The following is a 16,359-nucleotide window of genomic DNA, read 5'->3' on the forward strand; positions in this document are numbered from 1 at the left end:
ATGAGACTCTATGTTCATCGAAGTTAACGCAATAATTATTAGACGATTTTCAGACTTTTCTTATTTTTAGGAAATCATGAAAATCTCCATACCTAACCTTATCATCGAGTTTGTCTCGGTGGTGTTCGCCGTATTGCTCGCTCTGGGCCTAAATGCCTACAAGCAGTCGCTAGACAATGAAGCCACAGCAACGGCTTTAAAGGAAGCCATCATATCCGAATGTCATCAAAACTATTTGAAAACTGATTCATTGCTGACCAACAACAGCGAATACTCAGTACTCCTCGACTCCTTAGTACAGCTCGATAGTGAAGACATTCCCTATGTTCCATTTTTCTATCATTTCGAATTGCTCACACATGGGGCCTGGGAAGCAGCTCAGCGTAGCAATGCGGTACAGGATTTAGACCCGCAGTTTCTTTTGGACGCAGCTGACATCTACCACACCCAGCAGTTTTACACTGATTTTGCTGCTAGCTTTTTTAGCAATGTGGGCACTTTTCTCGCCCATCAAAACTCCCTGGATCAGTCCAATATGGCCCTGGCAATGTATTACTACACAGGTGTTCTTAACAACTCAGTAGACGACCTCAGATTGAAGTATGAGGAATTTCTAGACAAGTACGAAAGCAACTAATCTATTCTTAAATAACCAATACTTTACACATGATATTCATTGGAATTCTCGCCCTCCTGTTTGGGCTGTTTATGTTTTTTCTCCGGCCCAACCTCGCGGAGACTGACGAGTTTGAAGGCGAACTAAGAGTACGCAAAAAAGCCCCTCCATTTTTACTCATGTTTAGCAAGCGCATATCGCTAGCGATTAGCACTTTAGGGCTCATTTTCATTTTACTTCCCTACATGTTTTTCTGGGCAGAACCCGGCTACCAGTACTTTTTGGTCTACCCCACCGGAAACACCGATGTGGTCATGAATCAGGGCATCAAGTTTAGAGGTTTTGCCAAAGTAATCTCCTGGCAAAAATACATCGATGTAAAAGTGGTCGATAGTGGTGAAAGCAGCAAAGAAATTGAAGGTGCTATGAAACCCATACCGATTCGGTTCATCGATCAGGTAACTGCCGAGGTTCGGCTTTCCGGGAGGTTTCAGCTACCTACTGTCCCTGAGGATTTCATTGCGCTAGCTATCAAGTACCGAAGCATGGAAAACCTCGTACAAAACACCCTCATTCCTACGGTACGCGAGCAGGCCATCAACACTGGATACATGTATGCTGCGCAGGATTACATCTCTGGTGAAGCTCAGAGCTTTCGCCAAACACTGGACGAGCAGCTCAAAGATGGAGCCTATGCTGTGATCAAAATAGAAAACAGAGACACGGTGTACAATGATGCCATTCAGGAAGTGGATGCACGAACCATCAAGGAGATTCGCACCCGCTACACGGTGGAAAAAGTAATCGAAAATGGCTTTCCTAAACGAATCCCTCATGAGCTCACTGAAAACAACATCATCGTCTCCCAGGTGATTGTAGATGATGTAGTATTAGAGCCGACCTTTAAAAAACGCCTGGAAGCCCAACGCGATGAATCTGCTAAACGTCAGATAGAACAACAAAAAGTAGAGACGGCCAAGGCGGCTCAAACCAGAATCATTGCTGAAGGGGAACGTGACAAAGCCCAGGAGCGCGTGACTCAGGAAAAAGAACAGGTAAAGCAGCTCATAGCGATCGAAACCAAACTCAAACAGGAGCGCACCAACAAAGAACTGGCCGCCATTGCCCTGGAAACCGAGCGACTGAAAGCACAACAGCGAAAAGTCACTGCAGACGCCAAAGCATACGAAAACGCCAAACTCGTTTCCGCAGGGCTTACGCCACAGGAAAAAGCCGAGTGGGAATACAAAACCTCTGTAGGTGTAGCTACGGAGCTAGCAAAACTCAAATTCCCTCAAACCATGATCATAGCTGATGACAAAAAAGGTGGTACGCCACTCGAATCCCTTATCGGAGCAGCCATGGCCAAACAGCTTACACAGGGACAGAAAAAGTAAACCTATTTATCAAATGCCTCCTAAAGACTACCTTTACACAGGTGGCATAGGAGGCATTTTTTGTCTTTGCCATGGATTTTACCTAACTACTAACATGATACTATGAGTACAAGTACTGCTTTCCAAAAAGTAATTGACGCTATAGACACCATTAATGGCCAGGACCCGAATCAAGAAGAAGTCAATGGTCAGGCATACCCCAAGGAATTGCTCTATAGCCAACGAATGACAGATAAATTGCTCGAATTTGAGCCTGAAGCATCCGAGTTACTCCAAATAGCCGCTCGCGGACAACATATCAAACGTTGGTCCATTCCAAGAGAAAGCTACTCCATGGACCGCAAAGGCTACCTCAAATGGCGCACCGTGCTAAAGATGAAACATGGAGAAATCGTGGGTGACCTCATGACTTGTACTCATTACCCCAAAGAGGATATTCAGCACGTAAAAGACCTGCTGATGAAAAAAAACCTCAACAAAGATCCAGAAGCTCAAACCCTTGAAGATGTCATTTGCCTGGTATTTTTAGAGCACTACATCGATGACTTTGCAGCGGAGCATACCGACGAAAAAATGATTAGCATCCTACAAAAAACGTGGGGCAAAATGTCCGAAAAAGGTCATGAGGCCGCACTTAAGCTCCCGCTCTCTGAAAAGGTTAAAGAGTTGGTAGGAAAAGCGCTTGCCTGACATGCATGCATATTGAGCATAAATTCTACTGCGAATAAACCCAAAAAAGGGTTACTAATCTCTACAGGCAATACAAGAGCACTTTAGAACAAGCGAAGCGACTTGTCGCTAAAAAAATGCCTGTCTCTAACTTCGGCATGAAGAAAGCGACAGGCATTTTTGTATAAGGGTAAATTTTATCCCCTGGTTTATGTTTTGTTATCTGCTATTACGATCCAGTCAGAAATGAAGAAAGATCAACAGCCACGAATTTACCTGAGGTACTTAAGGTGTTGGTTTGAGCAAACTGCTGAACGGTAGCCGTAAAATCTCCCTTAACAACGCCATCTGATACTTCTGTGATGTGTAGCGTATAGTCCGTCTTATCTTCATCATAGTCAAAGACTGGGCCATTTGTACTAAAATCGGCACTATCCAAATCGGTAGAAATGCTGTAAGCGTCAGCATGCTCGGCTTTGGTATAGGTCCCCACAGCGAGCTCAGGAAGCGATATATATAAAGACACAGTGTCGGTACCATTCACGAGATCAGCGCTGATCGTCACGGATTTTTCATCATTAAACTCAAACTCTATGTATCCAACAACTTCACTGTCTGGCTTAGTAAAAACCTTGCCTTCTACTGTTACTTCTGCTGACGAGTCTGCCAGCGTCACTTCATCGCTTTCTTCACATGAAAGTGTGAAAATGGCAATTACGAACATTGCGATGAAAACTAATTTCGATTGGTTAAGCATACTTGTAATATTTGTTATGTGTGAATAAAAGTACAAGTCTAACATATTTCTCAGTTTTTACACACACCCCTTATAGGTGTTTACCAGTAAATTCAATGAATTTTTTCAGCGGGCATTATTTCAGTTGCATCTTGCTTCCTCCATCTTTACACACATGAAATTGATTTTAACCTGCATGATGCTCCTTGCGGGCACTCTAACCTTCAGCCAGGGAGTATCCTTCTCTTACCTCCTCCCCAAAAATGGCTACCTGTCGGCTCCTGTTAGTCCTTTTAGCATTCGTGGAATAGGCTTTGGCGAAAAAGCCGGTCTACAGACAGGCATCACGCTGTACAGCATCCCCGGCCTGGGGATGGAGGAGTTGCCTTTTAGCTCTGACAAACCAATGGTTGGACCCCATTTTGCTATACTGGTACCCGGTCAGCTGTTTTTCACCATCCCTGTCAAAAACTGGCAGTTTAAATTTTTGGCCGGTGGCTTTCTCTGGTGGAACATCAACCCTCGGCTTAATGAAGGAAACCTGGATCGGGGATATAGGGAATTCGAACAGGCAGAGAGCCTAAACACAGACTTCTCGCTGAAAAATAAGCTGGGCAAGGGCCTTACAGGAGGACTGGAGATCACTTTCGCGTGGAGCCGTGAGCTATCGCTTACGGCCCAGGCTTCTTACCTAAAAGGGTCTGCCGAAGCCCCACTCTCAGGCACCTACACCGGCAGTAAAAATGGCCAAACGTTTACCACCTCGGCCGACGAAAATGCAGCTATACTACTCGAAGGACTCGAACTTTCTTTTGGAGTGATATTTTCCAGGTAAACAAAAAAAGGCTGGCAGAAAAGCACATTTGAAATGGTATGACCATCACGCTTTTCTGCCAGCCTCTTTAAAAATCCTATTGACAAGGGATTTACTTCACGTCACCCATCCATTTTCTCATAAAGCCTGAGAAAATCAAAAACATAATACCAGCGCCAGTACCCAGCATCACTACAGACATAAACAGGTTAGGTACCTCGGACGCATTTTCCGGATCAAAACCACCGGCAAACAACCCGGCAATGAGGTTTCCAAGAGCCGTGGCCACAAACCAAATACCCATCATTTGGCTATAGTACTTCCTCGGAGCCAGTTTAGTAGTAGCACTCAATCCCACAGGGCTGAGCGTAAGCTCACCAGCGGTATGAAATAAATAAGTGAAAATCAACCAGCCCATTCCAGCTTTGGCGCCCTGCGCGGCAATCAATGCAGCGAAGTACATAATGAGAAAACCAAACGCCATGGAAATAAGTCCGAGTCCAAATTTCACTGGAGTGTTTGGGTTGAGTCCCTTGGCAGAAAGGCGGATCCACAACGCACCAAACACAGGTGATAATACGATGATGAAAAATGGATTGAAGTTTTGGAGCAAGCCGGCTGGTAACTCATAGCCAAAAATAAATCGGTCTGTATAGTCTCTGGAAAACAAGTTGAGTGTGGAACCTGCCTGCTCAAATCCAGCCCAAAAGATCGCAGCACCAATAAAGAGCAAAAAGATCACAAAAACTTGCTTACGCTCTTTCACATCCAGGCCTCCAGCGATAAAAATATTTGCAAAATAAGCCAGCGTAATGACCACTATCAGCACGCCCACACTCTTGGCTATGCCTGTAGCAGTAGTCACATCTACCACTCCAAAGTATTGCAAGGCAAAAATGAGGGCGATCGCTCCAACAGTGAGTAAGTATGTAAACGTATTGCTTGTTCTTTCACCGGGGAGTTTCACCCGTTTTTGAGGCTTTTCGCCAATACCTTTTAATGTACCCTGAGTAAGCTTGTACTGCACCAGGCCTAAAAACATTCCTACAGCTGCAGCACCAAAGCCCATGTGCCAGTCTACCTTTTCTCCCAGGAAGCTCACCACGGTCTGTCCGAGTAACGAACCGATATTGATGCCCATATAAAAGATCGAAAAGCCAGCGTCACGACGCGCACCTTTGTCATCGCCGTAGAGGTCACCTACTATAGAGCTGATGTTGGGTTTAAGGAAGCCGGTACCGATGGCTACAAAGGCCAGTCCTGTAAAAAAAATCTCCTGATGACCAGGGATAGCCAAAACCAAGTGGCCAATCATGATCAAAATACCTCCGTACCAGATAGACTTCTGCTGACCAAAAATATTGTCGGCCAGCCATCCACCAGGCAGTGAAAGCAAATAAACGGCAGCTGTATAAAGTCCGTATACCGCAGCGGAGGTTTCCACATCCAATCCCAGCCCCTGTTGGGCGGTTTCTGTGGTCATAAATAGTATCAGGATGGCACGCATGCCATAGTAGCTAAAGCGTTCCCACATTTCTGTGAAAAACAAGGTTGCCAGACCTCTGGGGTGGCCTAAAAACGTCTTTTCAGAACTCATTCTGTTGGTTTATTGGGTTATATAATCATCCGGTGATCCCACCGCTAAAAGCCGACAATTATAACTAATTAATGATAAATAGCAGGCCCCAATGTTACATCCGCCTTTCTTTTGGTGCATTCCACATCTTTTCTTTCTTTTTTTTAATCAATCCTGTCTAACTTCGCCTTGCAAACGTTTTCAAACCTAAAGACACACCCCTTATAGTCTGAAGGTCTACTTTGAAACTAAAAACAACTAAACTATAACTACCAAATGCACGGGCATTTGGCCTCAAAAACCCATAGCATGCAAGAATACGGATTGAAGTCTCAAAAAGCCGGTTTGGAGTCTGCCGGGATCAAAGTCAAAAAAGCAAACTGGAACCTCACTGCGGCCGAACTTACCGAAATCGCCGTGAGAAATGGTGAAGGTCATTTGACAGATACAGGCGCACTCATGTGTGACACTGGCAAGTTTACCGGGAGGTCTCCAAAAGATCGATTCATTGTAAAGGACGACCTTACCAAAGACGATGTATGGTGGGGAGATATCAACATTCCCATTTCACCCGAACATTTCGACCGACTTCACACCAAAATGATCGGTTTCCTGGAAGACAAAGAAGTCTATGTGCGCGATGCGTATGCCGGTGCAGACAAAACACATCGGCTGAAGCTGCGTGTGATCAACACCATGGCATGGCACAACCTCTTTGCTTACAACATGTTCATCACGCCTCCGGATTACAAGCTGGAAGATTTTGAGCCTAACTTCACCATCATCTGCTGCCCGGGATTTGAGGCAGATCCAGAAACAGATGGCGTGCGCCAAAGCAACTTCGCCATTGTCAACTTCACCAAACGCATGATCCTCATAGGCGGGACAGGCTACTCAGGTGAAATGAAAAAAGGCATCTTTTCGGTACTCAACTTCCTTCTACCTACTCAGGAGGGTGTCTTGCCAATGCACTGCTCAGCCAATATGGGAATAGAAGAGCGTGATACGGCTATCTTCTTTGGTCTGTCAGGCACAGGTAAAACCACGCTTTCTGCTGATCCTAATCGTCTGCTGATCGGCGATGACGAGCACGGATGGACCGAAAAAAATGTCTTCAACTTTGAGGGTGGATGCTATGCCAAGGCCATCAACCTGACCGAAGAAAACGAGCCTGACATCTGGAATGCGATTCGCTATGGTGCCATTCTGGAAAACACGCGATTTATCCCCAATACGCGTACCGTGGACTACACCAATGTGGAGGTGACGGAAAACACACGAGTTTCTTACCCGATCGATCACATTCGCAATATGATCAACCCGTCTATCGGGGGAATTCCTAAAAACATCTTTTTCTTGACCTGTGATGCCTTTGGCGTGATGCCTCCTATCCAAAAGCTATCTAAAGGGCAGGCCATGTATCACTTTATCTCTGGCTACACCTCTAAAGTAGCCGGTACGGAGGCAGGAGTTACTGAGCCTCAACCGGTCTTCTCAGCTTGCTTCGGAGCACCATTTATGCCACTGCACCCTACACGCTATGCAGAGATGCTGGGTAAAAAAATGGAAGAAAATGAAGTAAACGTCTGGCTGGTAAACACAGGGTGGACCGGAGGACCGTATGGCGTAGGCTCCAGGATCAAGCTAAAGTACACACGCGCTATGATATCAGCAGCACTTTCTGGCGTACTCAACAATGTGGGCTATCGCACACACTCCATCTTCGGAGCTGAGATGCCGCTCACCTGCCCTGAGGTGCCAAACGAAATCCTGAGTCCTAGAGAAACCTGGAAAAACGACAAGGCATTTTATGAAAAAGCCAATGAGCTGGCTCGCAGGTTTCAAACAAACTTTGACAAGTTCCGTGAGTTTGCCAATGAAGAAATCCTACAGGGTGAGCCCAAAGAAAACCTCAACTATGTAGGCAAGATAAACGCGTAAGTGTTTTTTGATTCAAAAATGATGAGACGGCAGCCTGGCAGGGCTGCCGTTTTTTTATGCCTCCATTCGAATCACTGTTTTCCCAAACTGACTGCTATCGGCCATACGCTCAATGGCCTCCACCCCACTACTGAGAGCATACACACCATCAATGGCTGGACGGATCTGGTGCTCTTCTACAAAAGCCACCATCTGCTCAAACTCCCGATCACTGCCCATTGTAGAGCCAATGATGCTTGCCTGCGACCAAAAAAGCCTGAAAAGGTCTAGCTCTTGAGGCTTGCCAGTGGTACTACCATAATGCACGATCTTTCCTCCAGGTTTGATCAGCTTTAGGTAATCATTGAGCGCATTACCTCCCGCGCTATCCACAATAGCATCAAAGCCACCTACGGATTTAGCTTCTTTTACCCACTCGGCTCCCTGGTAGTTAAACCCCGCGGTAGCGCCCAGTTTGCGCGCTTTATTGAGCTTATCTTCGCTACTTGATGTCACATACACTTCTGCTCCCGCAGCTATGGCCATCACTGCAGCCATCTGTGACACGCCACCACCTACTCCTGTAACCAGCACCTTTTTGCCGGCTGTCACTTTTGCTTTCACGAATGTCGCCCGAAAGGCCGTAAGCCCTGCCAGTGGCAAAGCAGCTCCCTCTTCATCTGACAGGTGAACAGGCTTTTGCATTAGGCGATCTTCATCCACAGCGATGTACTCCGCCAGCGTACCTTGTGTGGGCATGCCCAGCACCGAATAGTCTGATGATTGGTGTTGTTCGCTTGCTCCCCAGTTCACATTTGGGTTGATCAGCACCGTCTTACCCTTCCAGGTGTCGGGCCCATCTACTACTACCCCGCATCCATCAGAGCCGAGGACCACCTCAGGTTGTATGCCCGGGTATTTACCTACAGATATCCAATAGTCGCGGCGATTGAGAGCGGCAGCTGATAGCTTCACCAGGCACTGGCCAGGCTTCAAGGTTGGCTTGGGGAGCTCAGCCAGGGTAAGTGCATTAGTTTCGTTTGACAGTATGATTCCTTGCATACTCTGTTTGTTTTTGGGTTGTAGCGGAAAATTGTCAAGAATGCCTGAAAGCTCCAAATGAAAAAAACCTCCGGCCCAAAGGCACAGAGGTCTCGTTTTGATCAGAAAAGAAAATTAAGAGTAATTAAAAAGGCATAGCATCATCTCCACCTCCGCCGCCTTCATTTTTGTTGGCTTTGCTAGGAAGAGTGATGGTAAAGTCTGTATTGCCACCGCCACCAGTTTGAGGAAAGGTCTGTCCATAGTTATCGCCACCCATCGGCTGATCCAAATCTTCAAACTTGGTAAACTTACCGATAAATTTCAACGGAACATCTTCCAGTTTACCATGACGGTTTTTAGCGATAATCACGATTCCAGTGCCCTGCATAGGCATTCCGTTTTCGTCTTGCGTAATACCGTAATATTCCGGACGGTAGAGGAACATTACCATATCGGCATCCTGCTCTATAGATCCTGATTCCCTCAAATCCGAAAGCTGAGGTCGCTTATCGCCTCCCCGTGTCTCTACCGCACGACTAAGCTGCGACAGGGCTATCACCGGCACATTCAGTTCTTTAGCGATCATTTTCAGGGATCGCGAAATCTGAGCAATTTCCTGCTCACGGTTGCCACCGTTGTTGGAGCTCTCGCCACTCATGAGCTGCAAGTAGTCAATCACAATAATGGAAACACCATGCTGTGCTACAAGTCTACGTGCCTTGGCCCTCAGTTCGAGGATACTCAAACCAGGTGTATCGTCTATAAATATGGGTGCTTCTGATAGCTTACTGGTTTTACTGATGAGCTGTTGCCATTCGTAAGCTTCCAGGTTCCCTTTTCGGAGCTTATCCGACTCCAGCTCAGCCTCACCAGACACCATCCTGTGTACCAGCTGTACAGAGGACATCTCCAGAGAGAATATGGCCACCGGTATATTAAAATCTACTGCGGCATTTCGGAGGGCCGACACCACAAAAGCAGTCTTACCCATACCCGGACGTGCCGCTATGATAATCAAATCCGAACGCTGCCATCCCGAAGTATTGCGATCCAGCGCTGTAAAACCACTCGGGATTCCCGTAAGTCCATCGCTTTGGTTTTTACGTTCTTCGATCTCCTGAATGGCCTGATGCATCAGCGCACTCATGTTGTCGAAGTTTTTGCGAATATGTGATTCAGACACATCAAACAACGACTGCTGTGCCTTGTCTAACAGATCGAAAACATCTGTAGTATCTTCATAGGCGTCATGCTGAATATCCGAAGAAATCTGAATCAGGTCACGCTTAATCGATTGCTCTGCAATGATCCGTGCGTGATACTCGATATTGGCCGCTGAGTTTACTTTGGTAGTCAGCTCTGACACATAGTATGCCCCTCCTACCAACTCCAGGTGGCCATTTTTTCTTAGCTGATGCACCACCGTCTTGATATCCACAGGCTCACTGTTGTTAAACAGCTTGACGATGGCTTCAAAAATCATCCGATGAGCATCCTTGTAAAAGCTCTGAGGCTTTAAAACCTCTATAACGTTGGTCAGCGCATCACGCTCCAGCATCAGTGCCCCCAGTACTGCCTCTTCCAGCTCTATTGCCTGTGGCGGTAGTTTTCCAAGCTGTCGGGAGATATCCGAAACCGGAGATCTGCGGGGCTTATTTGTTGCTTTTAGGGTTGATGTGTTGCTTCCTTCCATTCAAATTTTTACTAAAAATCAAAGGCAAACCTACGAAGAGATGAGCTGAAGAAATTCGCTAAAGTCATATAAATTTTCACACTTTGTTATCCACAACGAAGCGCCTTATAAGTCAGTTCATTCACAAGTTATCGACATGTTATTCACATTGAAAAAAATTTGCCGCCGAGCCAATTTCCCTTATTTTTGGAGCAATCAGAAAAACCGCTCATGCAAATAAACACGGACCTTATTAAGCATAAACAACGCATCTACATAGGAGGCACCAATGGTGTGGATGAAATTTTCGAACTGGTAAAGTTTGTACTCGATCACGTGAACAAACCTGCTGATTTTTTTACTGTAGGCGCAGACAACACACTCACTGATGCCCCGGTAGTATTTATAAAAGGCGGAGATGAGCTGGACGGAGATGATGCCATCTTTCATCAGCTGGACATCCACATACTTCTACTTCATAGAATTAAAGACAAACTACCCAAAGGATACGACACCATAGATGCCTATGTAGCTCAGTATGAAAAACTGGCAGATAGTCTTCCTAAAGCGGGTACTTTTATTTTCAATGTGGATGACAACATGGCCACTCTCATCGGTAAAAAAGAACGTGAAGATGTGAAAAACATTGAATATTCCGCTCTGCCATCCACAAAGACATCATCTGGATTTACCTTTAATATTGGGTCGGGTGCTGTGGCCGTATCTACAAGTGACGAAAAGTTCCCAAAATACCTGGCTGGTGTTCAGGCAGTACTTAAGCGCATAGGCATTAGCGATGCTCAAATACTTAGTGCACTGAAAGACTACTAACACACGACTGTCGTTCACATACTACAACACCCAAATTCCAACACGCAAAGCCAATCCATGCAACTCAAACTAAAAAACCCACTCGTCGTATTTGATCTTGAAACTACAGGCACCACCATCTCACAAGATCGCATCGTGGAGATGGCACTTATCAAAGTTATGCCTGATGGATCTGTGGAAGAAAAGTGCAGACGGATCAACCCCACCATACCCATCCCTACAGAAGTGAGCCTGATCCATGGTATCTACGACGAAGACGTAAAAGACGAACCTACTTTTAAGCAGGTAGCCAAATCACTAGCCACCTGGCTGGAAGGCTGCGACCTGGCCGGCTTCAACATCTTGAAGTTTGACGTGCCGATGCTCGTGGAAGAATTTTTACGTGCCAACGTGGAATTCGATGTAGACAACCGCAAACTGGTAGATGCACAGAAGATTTTCCACCTGATGGAAAAACGCAACCTTACCGCGGCCTATAAATTTTACTGTGGCAAAGACCTGGAAGGTGCTCATAGTGCACTAGCAGACACTCAGGCTACTTACGAAGTTTTACTTTCGCAGATCGAAAAGTACAACGGAGAGAAGGTAGTGGACCTACTCGGTAAAGAACTTGGCGTCATTGAAAACGACGTAAACACCCTACATGCATTAACCAACAAGAAAATGGTGGATCTGGCTGGCAGAATTGTCTACAATGACAAAAACCAGGAGGTATTCAACTTTGGCAAACACCGAGGCAAGCCTGTAGCAGAGGTATTGCAACGTGAGCCGAGTTTTTACGACTGGATGATGAAAGGAGACTTTCCGCTAGACACAAAACGCAAACTGACTCAAATCAGGCTGCGCAATAGTTTTGGGTAACACCCCGGCCCGAAAAATAATGGATTAAATACTACTTCAACCCAACAATTGGTCTGGGCGAGTAGTATATTTAGCAACTAACCATTCTTTTTATTTATGGCCAAAACCATCATAGTATCTAACCGGCTACCTGTGAAAATCTCACAGGAGAAGGACGAATTCACCTACAAACCCAGCGAGGGCGGACTGGCTACTGGTCTGGGCTCCATTTACAAACAAGGTGACAACATCTGGATCGGGTGGCCCGGGCTTCCGGTTTCGAAAACAGAACACCGACAGGAGATTACAGAAAATCTCAAGAAAGAAAGCATGCGCCCGGTCTTTCTCACCGCCAATGAAATCGAAGACTTTTACGAGGGCTTCAGCAATGAAACGCTGTGGCCAAACTTTCACTACTTCAACCAATACATTGTCTTTGACAATGGCCTGTGGAAAGCCTATCAAAAAGTAAATCGTAAGTTTGCGAAGGAAATAGCTGAAGTACTGGAACCAGACGACACCATCTGGGTACACGACTACCAACTCCTACTCCTTCCTGAAATGCTTCGGGAATTTGCACCGAAGGCCAGTATCGGCTTTTTTCTGCACATCCCTTTCCCATCTTACGAGTCATTCAGGCTACTGCCCTGGAGACGTGAACTACTCAACGGCATGCTAGGGGCCGATTTTCTGGCGTTTCACACCTATGACGACATGCGCCACTTCCTGTCCTCTGTAAACAGACTCGCAGGCCTTGGCAATAGCAATGGCCAAATCAACGTGGACAACCGAAAAGTCATGGTAGATGCCCTACCAATGGGAATAGACTATGACAAGTACGCTCAGGCAGCTGCATCTCCAGAAACTCTGGCTCGCGAAGTACGCTATCGTACTTCTGTAGGTGAGCAGCGTCTGATCCTATCTATAGACCGACTGGACTACTCCAAAGGAATACCACAGCGCCTCAAAGCGTTTGAGATCTTTTTGGATGAAAACCCAGAGTACAGAGAAAAGGTATCCTTGCTGATGGTAGTGGTACCTTCGCGTGATCAGGTAGGCAAATACAAAGAACTCAAAGAAGAAGTAGACCTTCTGGTAGGCCGTATCAATGGTAAATATGCGCGCCTCAACTGGACCCCTATTCACTACTTCTACAGGTCCTTCCCACTGCATGCGCTATCGGCATTTTACCGTATGGCCGATGTGGCACTGGTCACACCTATGCGGGATGGTATGAACCTGGTGTGCAAAGAATTTATTGCCAGCAAGCTGGATCAAAAAGGTGTACTAATCCTTAGTGAGATGGCCGGTGCTTCTAAAGAGCTCTCTGATGCCATCCTCATCAACCCTAACGACTTACACGAACTAGTAGACGCCATAAAACGTGCGCTGACTATGCCAGAAAAAGAGCAAATCGCTCATATGTCTGTCATGCAGGATTCGCTCAAGCGCTACAACATTCATCATTGGGTAAACATCTTTATGGAGCGTTTGAACTTTATCAAAACAGAGCAAAAGGCTCTGGAAACACAGCTCGTAGATGAAGGCATTCGCCAAACCCTCACCGAAAACTACAAAAAAGCTAAAAAGCGACTTATTTTTCTGGACTATGACGGCACGCTGGTTGGGTTTCATAGTGACCCCACGAAAACAAAGCCTGACAAAGAGCTTCGCAGCATTTTGAGTAAGCTCACCAAAGACAAGAAAAACAGAGTAGTGGTCATCTCTGGTCGTGGTAGAGAAAACCTGGAAGAATGGCTAGCAGACTTTGACCTGGAAATCATCGCTGAGCACGGCGTATGGATCCGCGAAAAAGGCAGCGAATTCAAAACCCTCACCCACCTAAACGACGGATGGAAAGACGCCATCATGAAGGTACTGGAAGGGTATGTAGACCGTACTCCGGGTTCGTTTGTAGAGAAAAAAGACTACTCACTGGTATGGCACTACCGCAAAGTAGAAACTGGACTGGGTGAAGCCAGAACCCGAGAGCTCACCAGCCACCTTAAGTACATCACGGTAGACAAAAACCTAAAAGTACTGGAAGGCAACAAGGTGGTAGAAATCAAAAACTCTGAGATCGACAAAGGAAGAGCAGCGACTGTATGGCTCAATAAGCACCAGGCCGATTTCATCATGGCCTGTGGAGACGACTGGACGGATGAAGACACCTTCAAGGCGATGCCTTCAGAGGCATTCACCATCAAGGTAGGCAGCACTTCTTCTGCAGCACAGTATCGTGTGACTGACTTTACAGAGATTAGACAAATTCTCAAAGACCTGACTTAAAATTCAGGTTATCAAAATCTAAAAAGCCCCGGAATGCTGCGTATTCCGGGGCTTTTATTTTATTCACCTCCGCATTAATTAAAGAAAATCTGGTTTATCCAGCTTGCGAGCTATACGAGTGGCCGCATTGAGCAAGCCTACATGGCTGTAAGCCTGAGGGAAATTCCCCCACATGCTGCCATCGCTTTCTTTTACATCTTCACTCAGCAGCCCTACATGATTGGAGTACGACAGGATATTCTCGAAATATTTGATAGCCTCATCCAGTCTACCTACACAAGCAAGGGCTTCTACATACCAGAAAGCACAGATCAGGAAGGTAGTCTCAGGCTCACCAAAATCATCCTGGTGCTTGTAGCGGTAAAACAATCCGTCTTTAGCATGCAGTTCTTTTTCCAAGCCGATCAGATGGTCTTTAGCCGCTTGTGTATTACCATCCAAATAGTTCATCATGATCAATTGTAGCGTACTTGCATCCATACGGTCCACACCTTTGGCCTGAGCGTAAGCCTTTTTGGAAGGCACATAACACTTCTCAATCATTTTCGCAGAGCGTTCTTTCAGCTTGGCTGCCTTTTCGCCCATGGCACGATCTCCGATCACCTTCGCGATTTTCACCGCAGCACTACTTCCCGCCCAGTGAAATAAGTAAGTATAACAGTGATGCTGACTCAAGTTTCTAAACTCCCAAAGACCAGCATCGGTCTCATCAAATGTCTTCTCGATCATATCAAGCGTTTTGATGATCAGCTCCGAAGAGTCAAACCGCTCGGTAAAGATGATACGCTTGTCTTCATAAAGTGGCAACAGCGAAATCAGCACCTGTCCGTACACGTCATTTTGTATGTGAGTGTAAGCATCATTTCCTATTCTCACTGGTTGATTCCCCTGATAGCCAGCCAGTGGTATCTCCTTTTCGATCAGCTTTTTTTGACCAGATATTCCATACAAAGGTTGATACCGGTCGGATTCTTCTATGGTCGTATTGAGGATGTAATGAAAATACTTTTCTGACTCTTCAAAGTGCCCAATATTATTGAAGGCGTTGAGCGTGTAGAAGGTATCCCGCATCCAGCAGTAGCGGTAGTCCCAATTTCGCGTGCTACCGGGAGACTCTGGCAAACTGGTAGTAGCTGCAGCTATAATGGCTCCGGTATCTTCGTACTGATGTATTTTCAGAATCAGTGCCGAGCGAATTGCTTCCCGCTGATAGAAATTAACGATGGCTGCTGTTTTGACCCAGTTTCTCCAGTAATTCTTCGTCTTGGATAAAAACAAGTCTACAGTTTCCTCTAGTGAAGCTTCTAAAGGAGGACCATAGGTAAGCACCATGTACTTGGTTTCATTAAGCACAAAGCTGTCCTCATTGATTACATAGTTTAGAGAAATATTGGTAGTGAGCCGAACATGCGCCTCCAGGCCTAAGAATCGAATGTGATTGCTACCCATGGAAGGCTCAGGCACCGTATTGCCGTAATCACCTCTCGGCGAACATTTCACCACCACTCTAGGACTTCCCTCCAACCGTTCGATCTTTCGAATCATCATCAGTGGACGGTAATAACGATCCGTCTGATAAAACCTCGGTGCAAAATCCGTTACCTTATACCGCCCAGTCTCGCTAGTCACTTCGGTACACAATATATTCGTATTCTCCACATAGTACTGTTTGGATTGCATCTCACTTTCCAAAGGCTTCACAGAAAACTCACCACCCTTTTCCTGATCTAGCAATCCTCCGAAAATGAAGCTACTATCAAAGCGTGGCCAGCACATCCAGGAGATGTTGGTATCTTTATGAATGTGAGCAGTAAAGGCACAGTTGCCAATTACACCAAAATCATACGTATGTCTTTGCATGGGTTATCGTTAAAAAGTTACTAGTATTTCAGATCAATGAATCTAACATTTTATTATCAATTCATAAAATAAATTGATATTTCCTTATAAAGAAA

General features: G+C 45.9%; 13 protein-coding genes. 8 read left to right on the forward strand and 5 right to left on the reverse strand.

What is annotated here, in order from left to right; genetic code table 11:
* The first annotated feature begins 76 nt into the window (after window positions 1-76).
* From C7460_RS03430 to C7460_RS03440, 3 genes are all read left to right on the forward strand, one after another.
* Window positions 77-637 carry a hypothetical protein gene (locus C7460_RS03430; protein ID WP_115866674.1) on the forward strand — a complete coding sequence of 187 codons (561 nt, stop codon included), beginning with the start codon at window positions 77-79 and terminating at the stop codon, window positions 635-637.
* A gap of 29 nt (window positions 638-666) precedes the next feature.
* Window positions 667-2,013 carry an SPFH domain-containing protein gene (locus C7460_RS03435; RefSeq protein WP_115866675.1) on the forward strand — a complete coding sequence of 449 codons (1,347 nt, stop codon included), beginning with the start codon at window positions 667-669 and terminating at the stop codon, window positions 2,011-2,013.
* A gap of 102 nt (window positions 2,014-2,115) precedes the next feature.
* Window positions 2,116-2,703 (forward strand): DUF4202 domain-containing protein, encoded by a 588-nt coding sequence (locus C7460_RS03440; RefSeq protein ID WP_115866676.1) that lies wholly within the window; start codon window positions 2,116-2,118, stop codon window positions 2,701-2,703.
* 208 nt (window positions 2,704-2,911) lie between these two features.
* Here C7460_RS03440 and C7460_RS03445 read toward each other — a convergent pair whose 3' ends face one another.
* Complete coding sequence (locus C7460_RS03445) at window positions 2,912-3,439, reverse strand: hypothetical protein (RefSeq protein WP_147302838.1); 528 nt, start codon at window positions 3,437-3,439, stop codon at window positions 2,912-2,914.
* Between the two features lie 154 nt (window positions 3,440-3,593).
* Here C7460_RS03445 and C7460_RS03450 point away from each other — a divergent pair, with 154 nt between their 5' ends.
* A complete protein-coding gene (locus C7460_RS03450; protein ID WP_147302839.1) occupies window positions 3,594-4,253 on the forward strand; it encodes a hypothetical protein in 660 nt (219 codons plus the stop codon).
* 91 nt (window positions 4,254-4,344) lie between these two features.
* Here the strand turns inward: C7460_RS03450 and C7460_RS03455 are convergent, their stop codons facing one another.
* Window positions 4,345-5,829 (reverse strand): peptide MFS transporter, encoded by a 1,485-nt coding sequence (locus C7460_RS03455; RefSeq protein WP_115866679.1) that lies wholly within the window; start codon window positions 5,827-5,829, stop codon window positions 4,345-4,347.
* Between the two features lie 288 nt (window positions 5,830-6,117).
* Here C7460_RS03455 and pckA point away from each other — a divergent pair, with 288 nt between their 5' ends.
* Entirely contained in the window at window positions 6,118-7,749 is a 1,632-nt protein-coding gene (gene pckA / locus C7460_RS03460) for a phosphoenolpyruvate carboxykinase (ATP) (RefSeq protein ID WP_115866680.1), read from the forward strand.
* A 54-nt stretch (window positions 7,750-7,803) separates the two neighbouring features.
* Here the strand turns inward: pckA and C7460_RS03465 are convergent, their stop codons facing one another.
* Window positions 7,804-8,790 carry a zinc-binding dehydrogenase gene (locus C7460_RS03465; protein ID WP_115866771.1) on the reverse strand — a complete coding sequence of 329 codons (987 nt, stop codon included), beginning with the start codon at window positions 8,788-8,790 and terminating at the stop codon, window positions 7,804-7,806.
* Window positions 8,791-8,914: 124 nt separating this feature from the next.
* The gene (gene dnaB / locus C7460_RS03470; RefSeq protein WP_115866681.1) at window positions 8,915-10,465 is read right to left on the reverse strand and encodes a replicative DNA helicase; all 1,551 of its coding nucleotides are present in this window, start codon (window positions 10,463-10,465) and stop codon (window positions 8,915-8,917) included.
* Between the two features lie 210 nt (window positions 10,466-10,675).
* On the opposite strand from dnaB, the gene C7460_RS03475 reads away from it, so the two are divergent.
* The 3 genes from C7460_RS03475 to C7460_RS03485 all read left to right on the forward strand — a co-directional run bounded on the left by C7460_RS03475 (window position 10,676) and on the right by C7460_RS03485 (window position 14,404).
* Entirely contained in the window at window positions 10,676-11,275 is a 600-nt protein-coding gene (locus tag C7460_RS03475) for a hypothetical protein (protein ID WP_115866682.1), read from the forward strand.
* 57 nt (window positions 11,276-11,332) lie between these two features.
* The gene (locus tag C7460_RS03480) at window positions 11,333-12,136 is read left to right on the forward strand and encodes a 3'-5' exonuclease (RefSeq protein WP_115866683.1); all 804 of its coding nucleotides are present in this window, start codon (window positions 11,333-11,335) and stop codon (window positions 12,134-12,136) included.
* A 96-nt stretch (window positions 12,137-12,232) separates the two neighbouring features.
* Window positions 12,233-14,404, forward strand: coding sequence for a bifunctional alpha,alpha-trehalose-phosphate synthase (UDP-forming)/trehalose-phosphatase (locus tag C7460_RS03485; RefSeq protein ID WP_115866684.1), 2,172 nt, complete (start codon window positions 12,233-12,235; stop codon window positions 14,402-14,404).
* A 78-nt stretch (window positions 14,405-14,482) separates the two neighbouring features.
* Here C7460_RS03485 and C7460_RS03490 read toward each other — a convergent pair whose 3' ends face one another.
* Window positions 14,483-16,264: a glycoside hydrolase family 15 protein gene (locus tag C7460_RS03490; RefSeq protein WP_115866685.1), complete on the reverse strand. Its 1,782-nt coding sequence runs from the start codon at window positions 16,262-16,264 to the stop codon at window positions 14,483-14,485.
* Window positions 16,265-16,359: the final 95 nt, after the last annotated feature.

The sequence above is a fragment of the Marinoscillum furvescens DSM 4134 genome, from assembly GCF_003386095.1.
Lineage (GTDB): Bacteria > Bacteroidota > Bacteroidia > Cytophagales > Cyclobacteriaceae > Marinoscillum > Marinoscillum furvescens.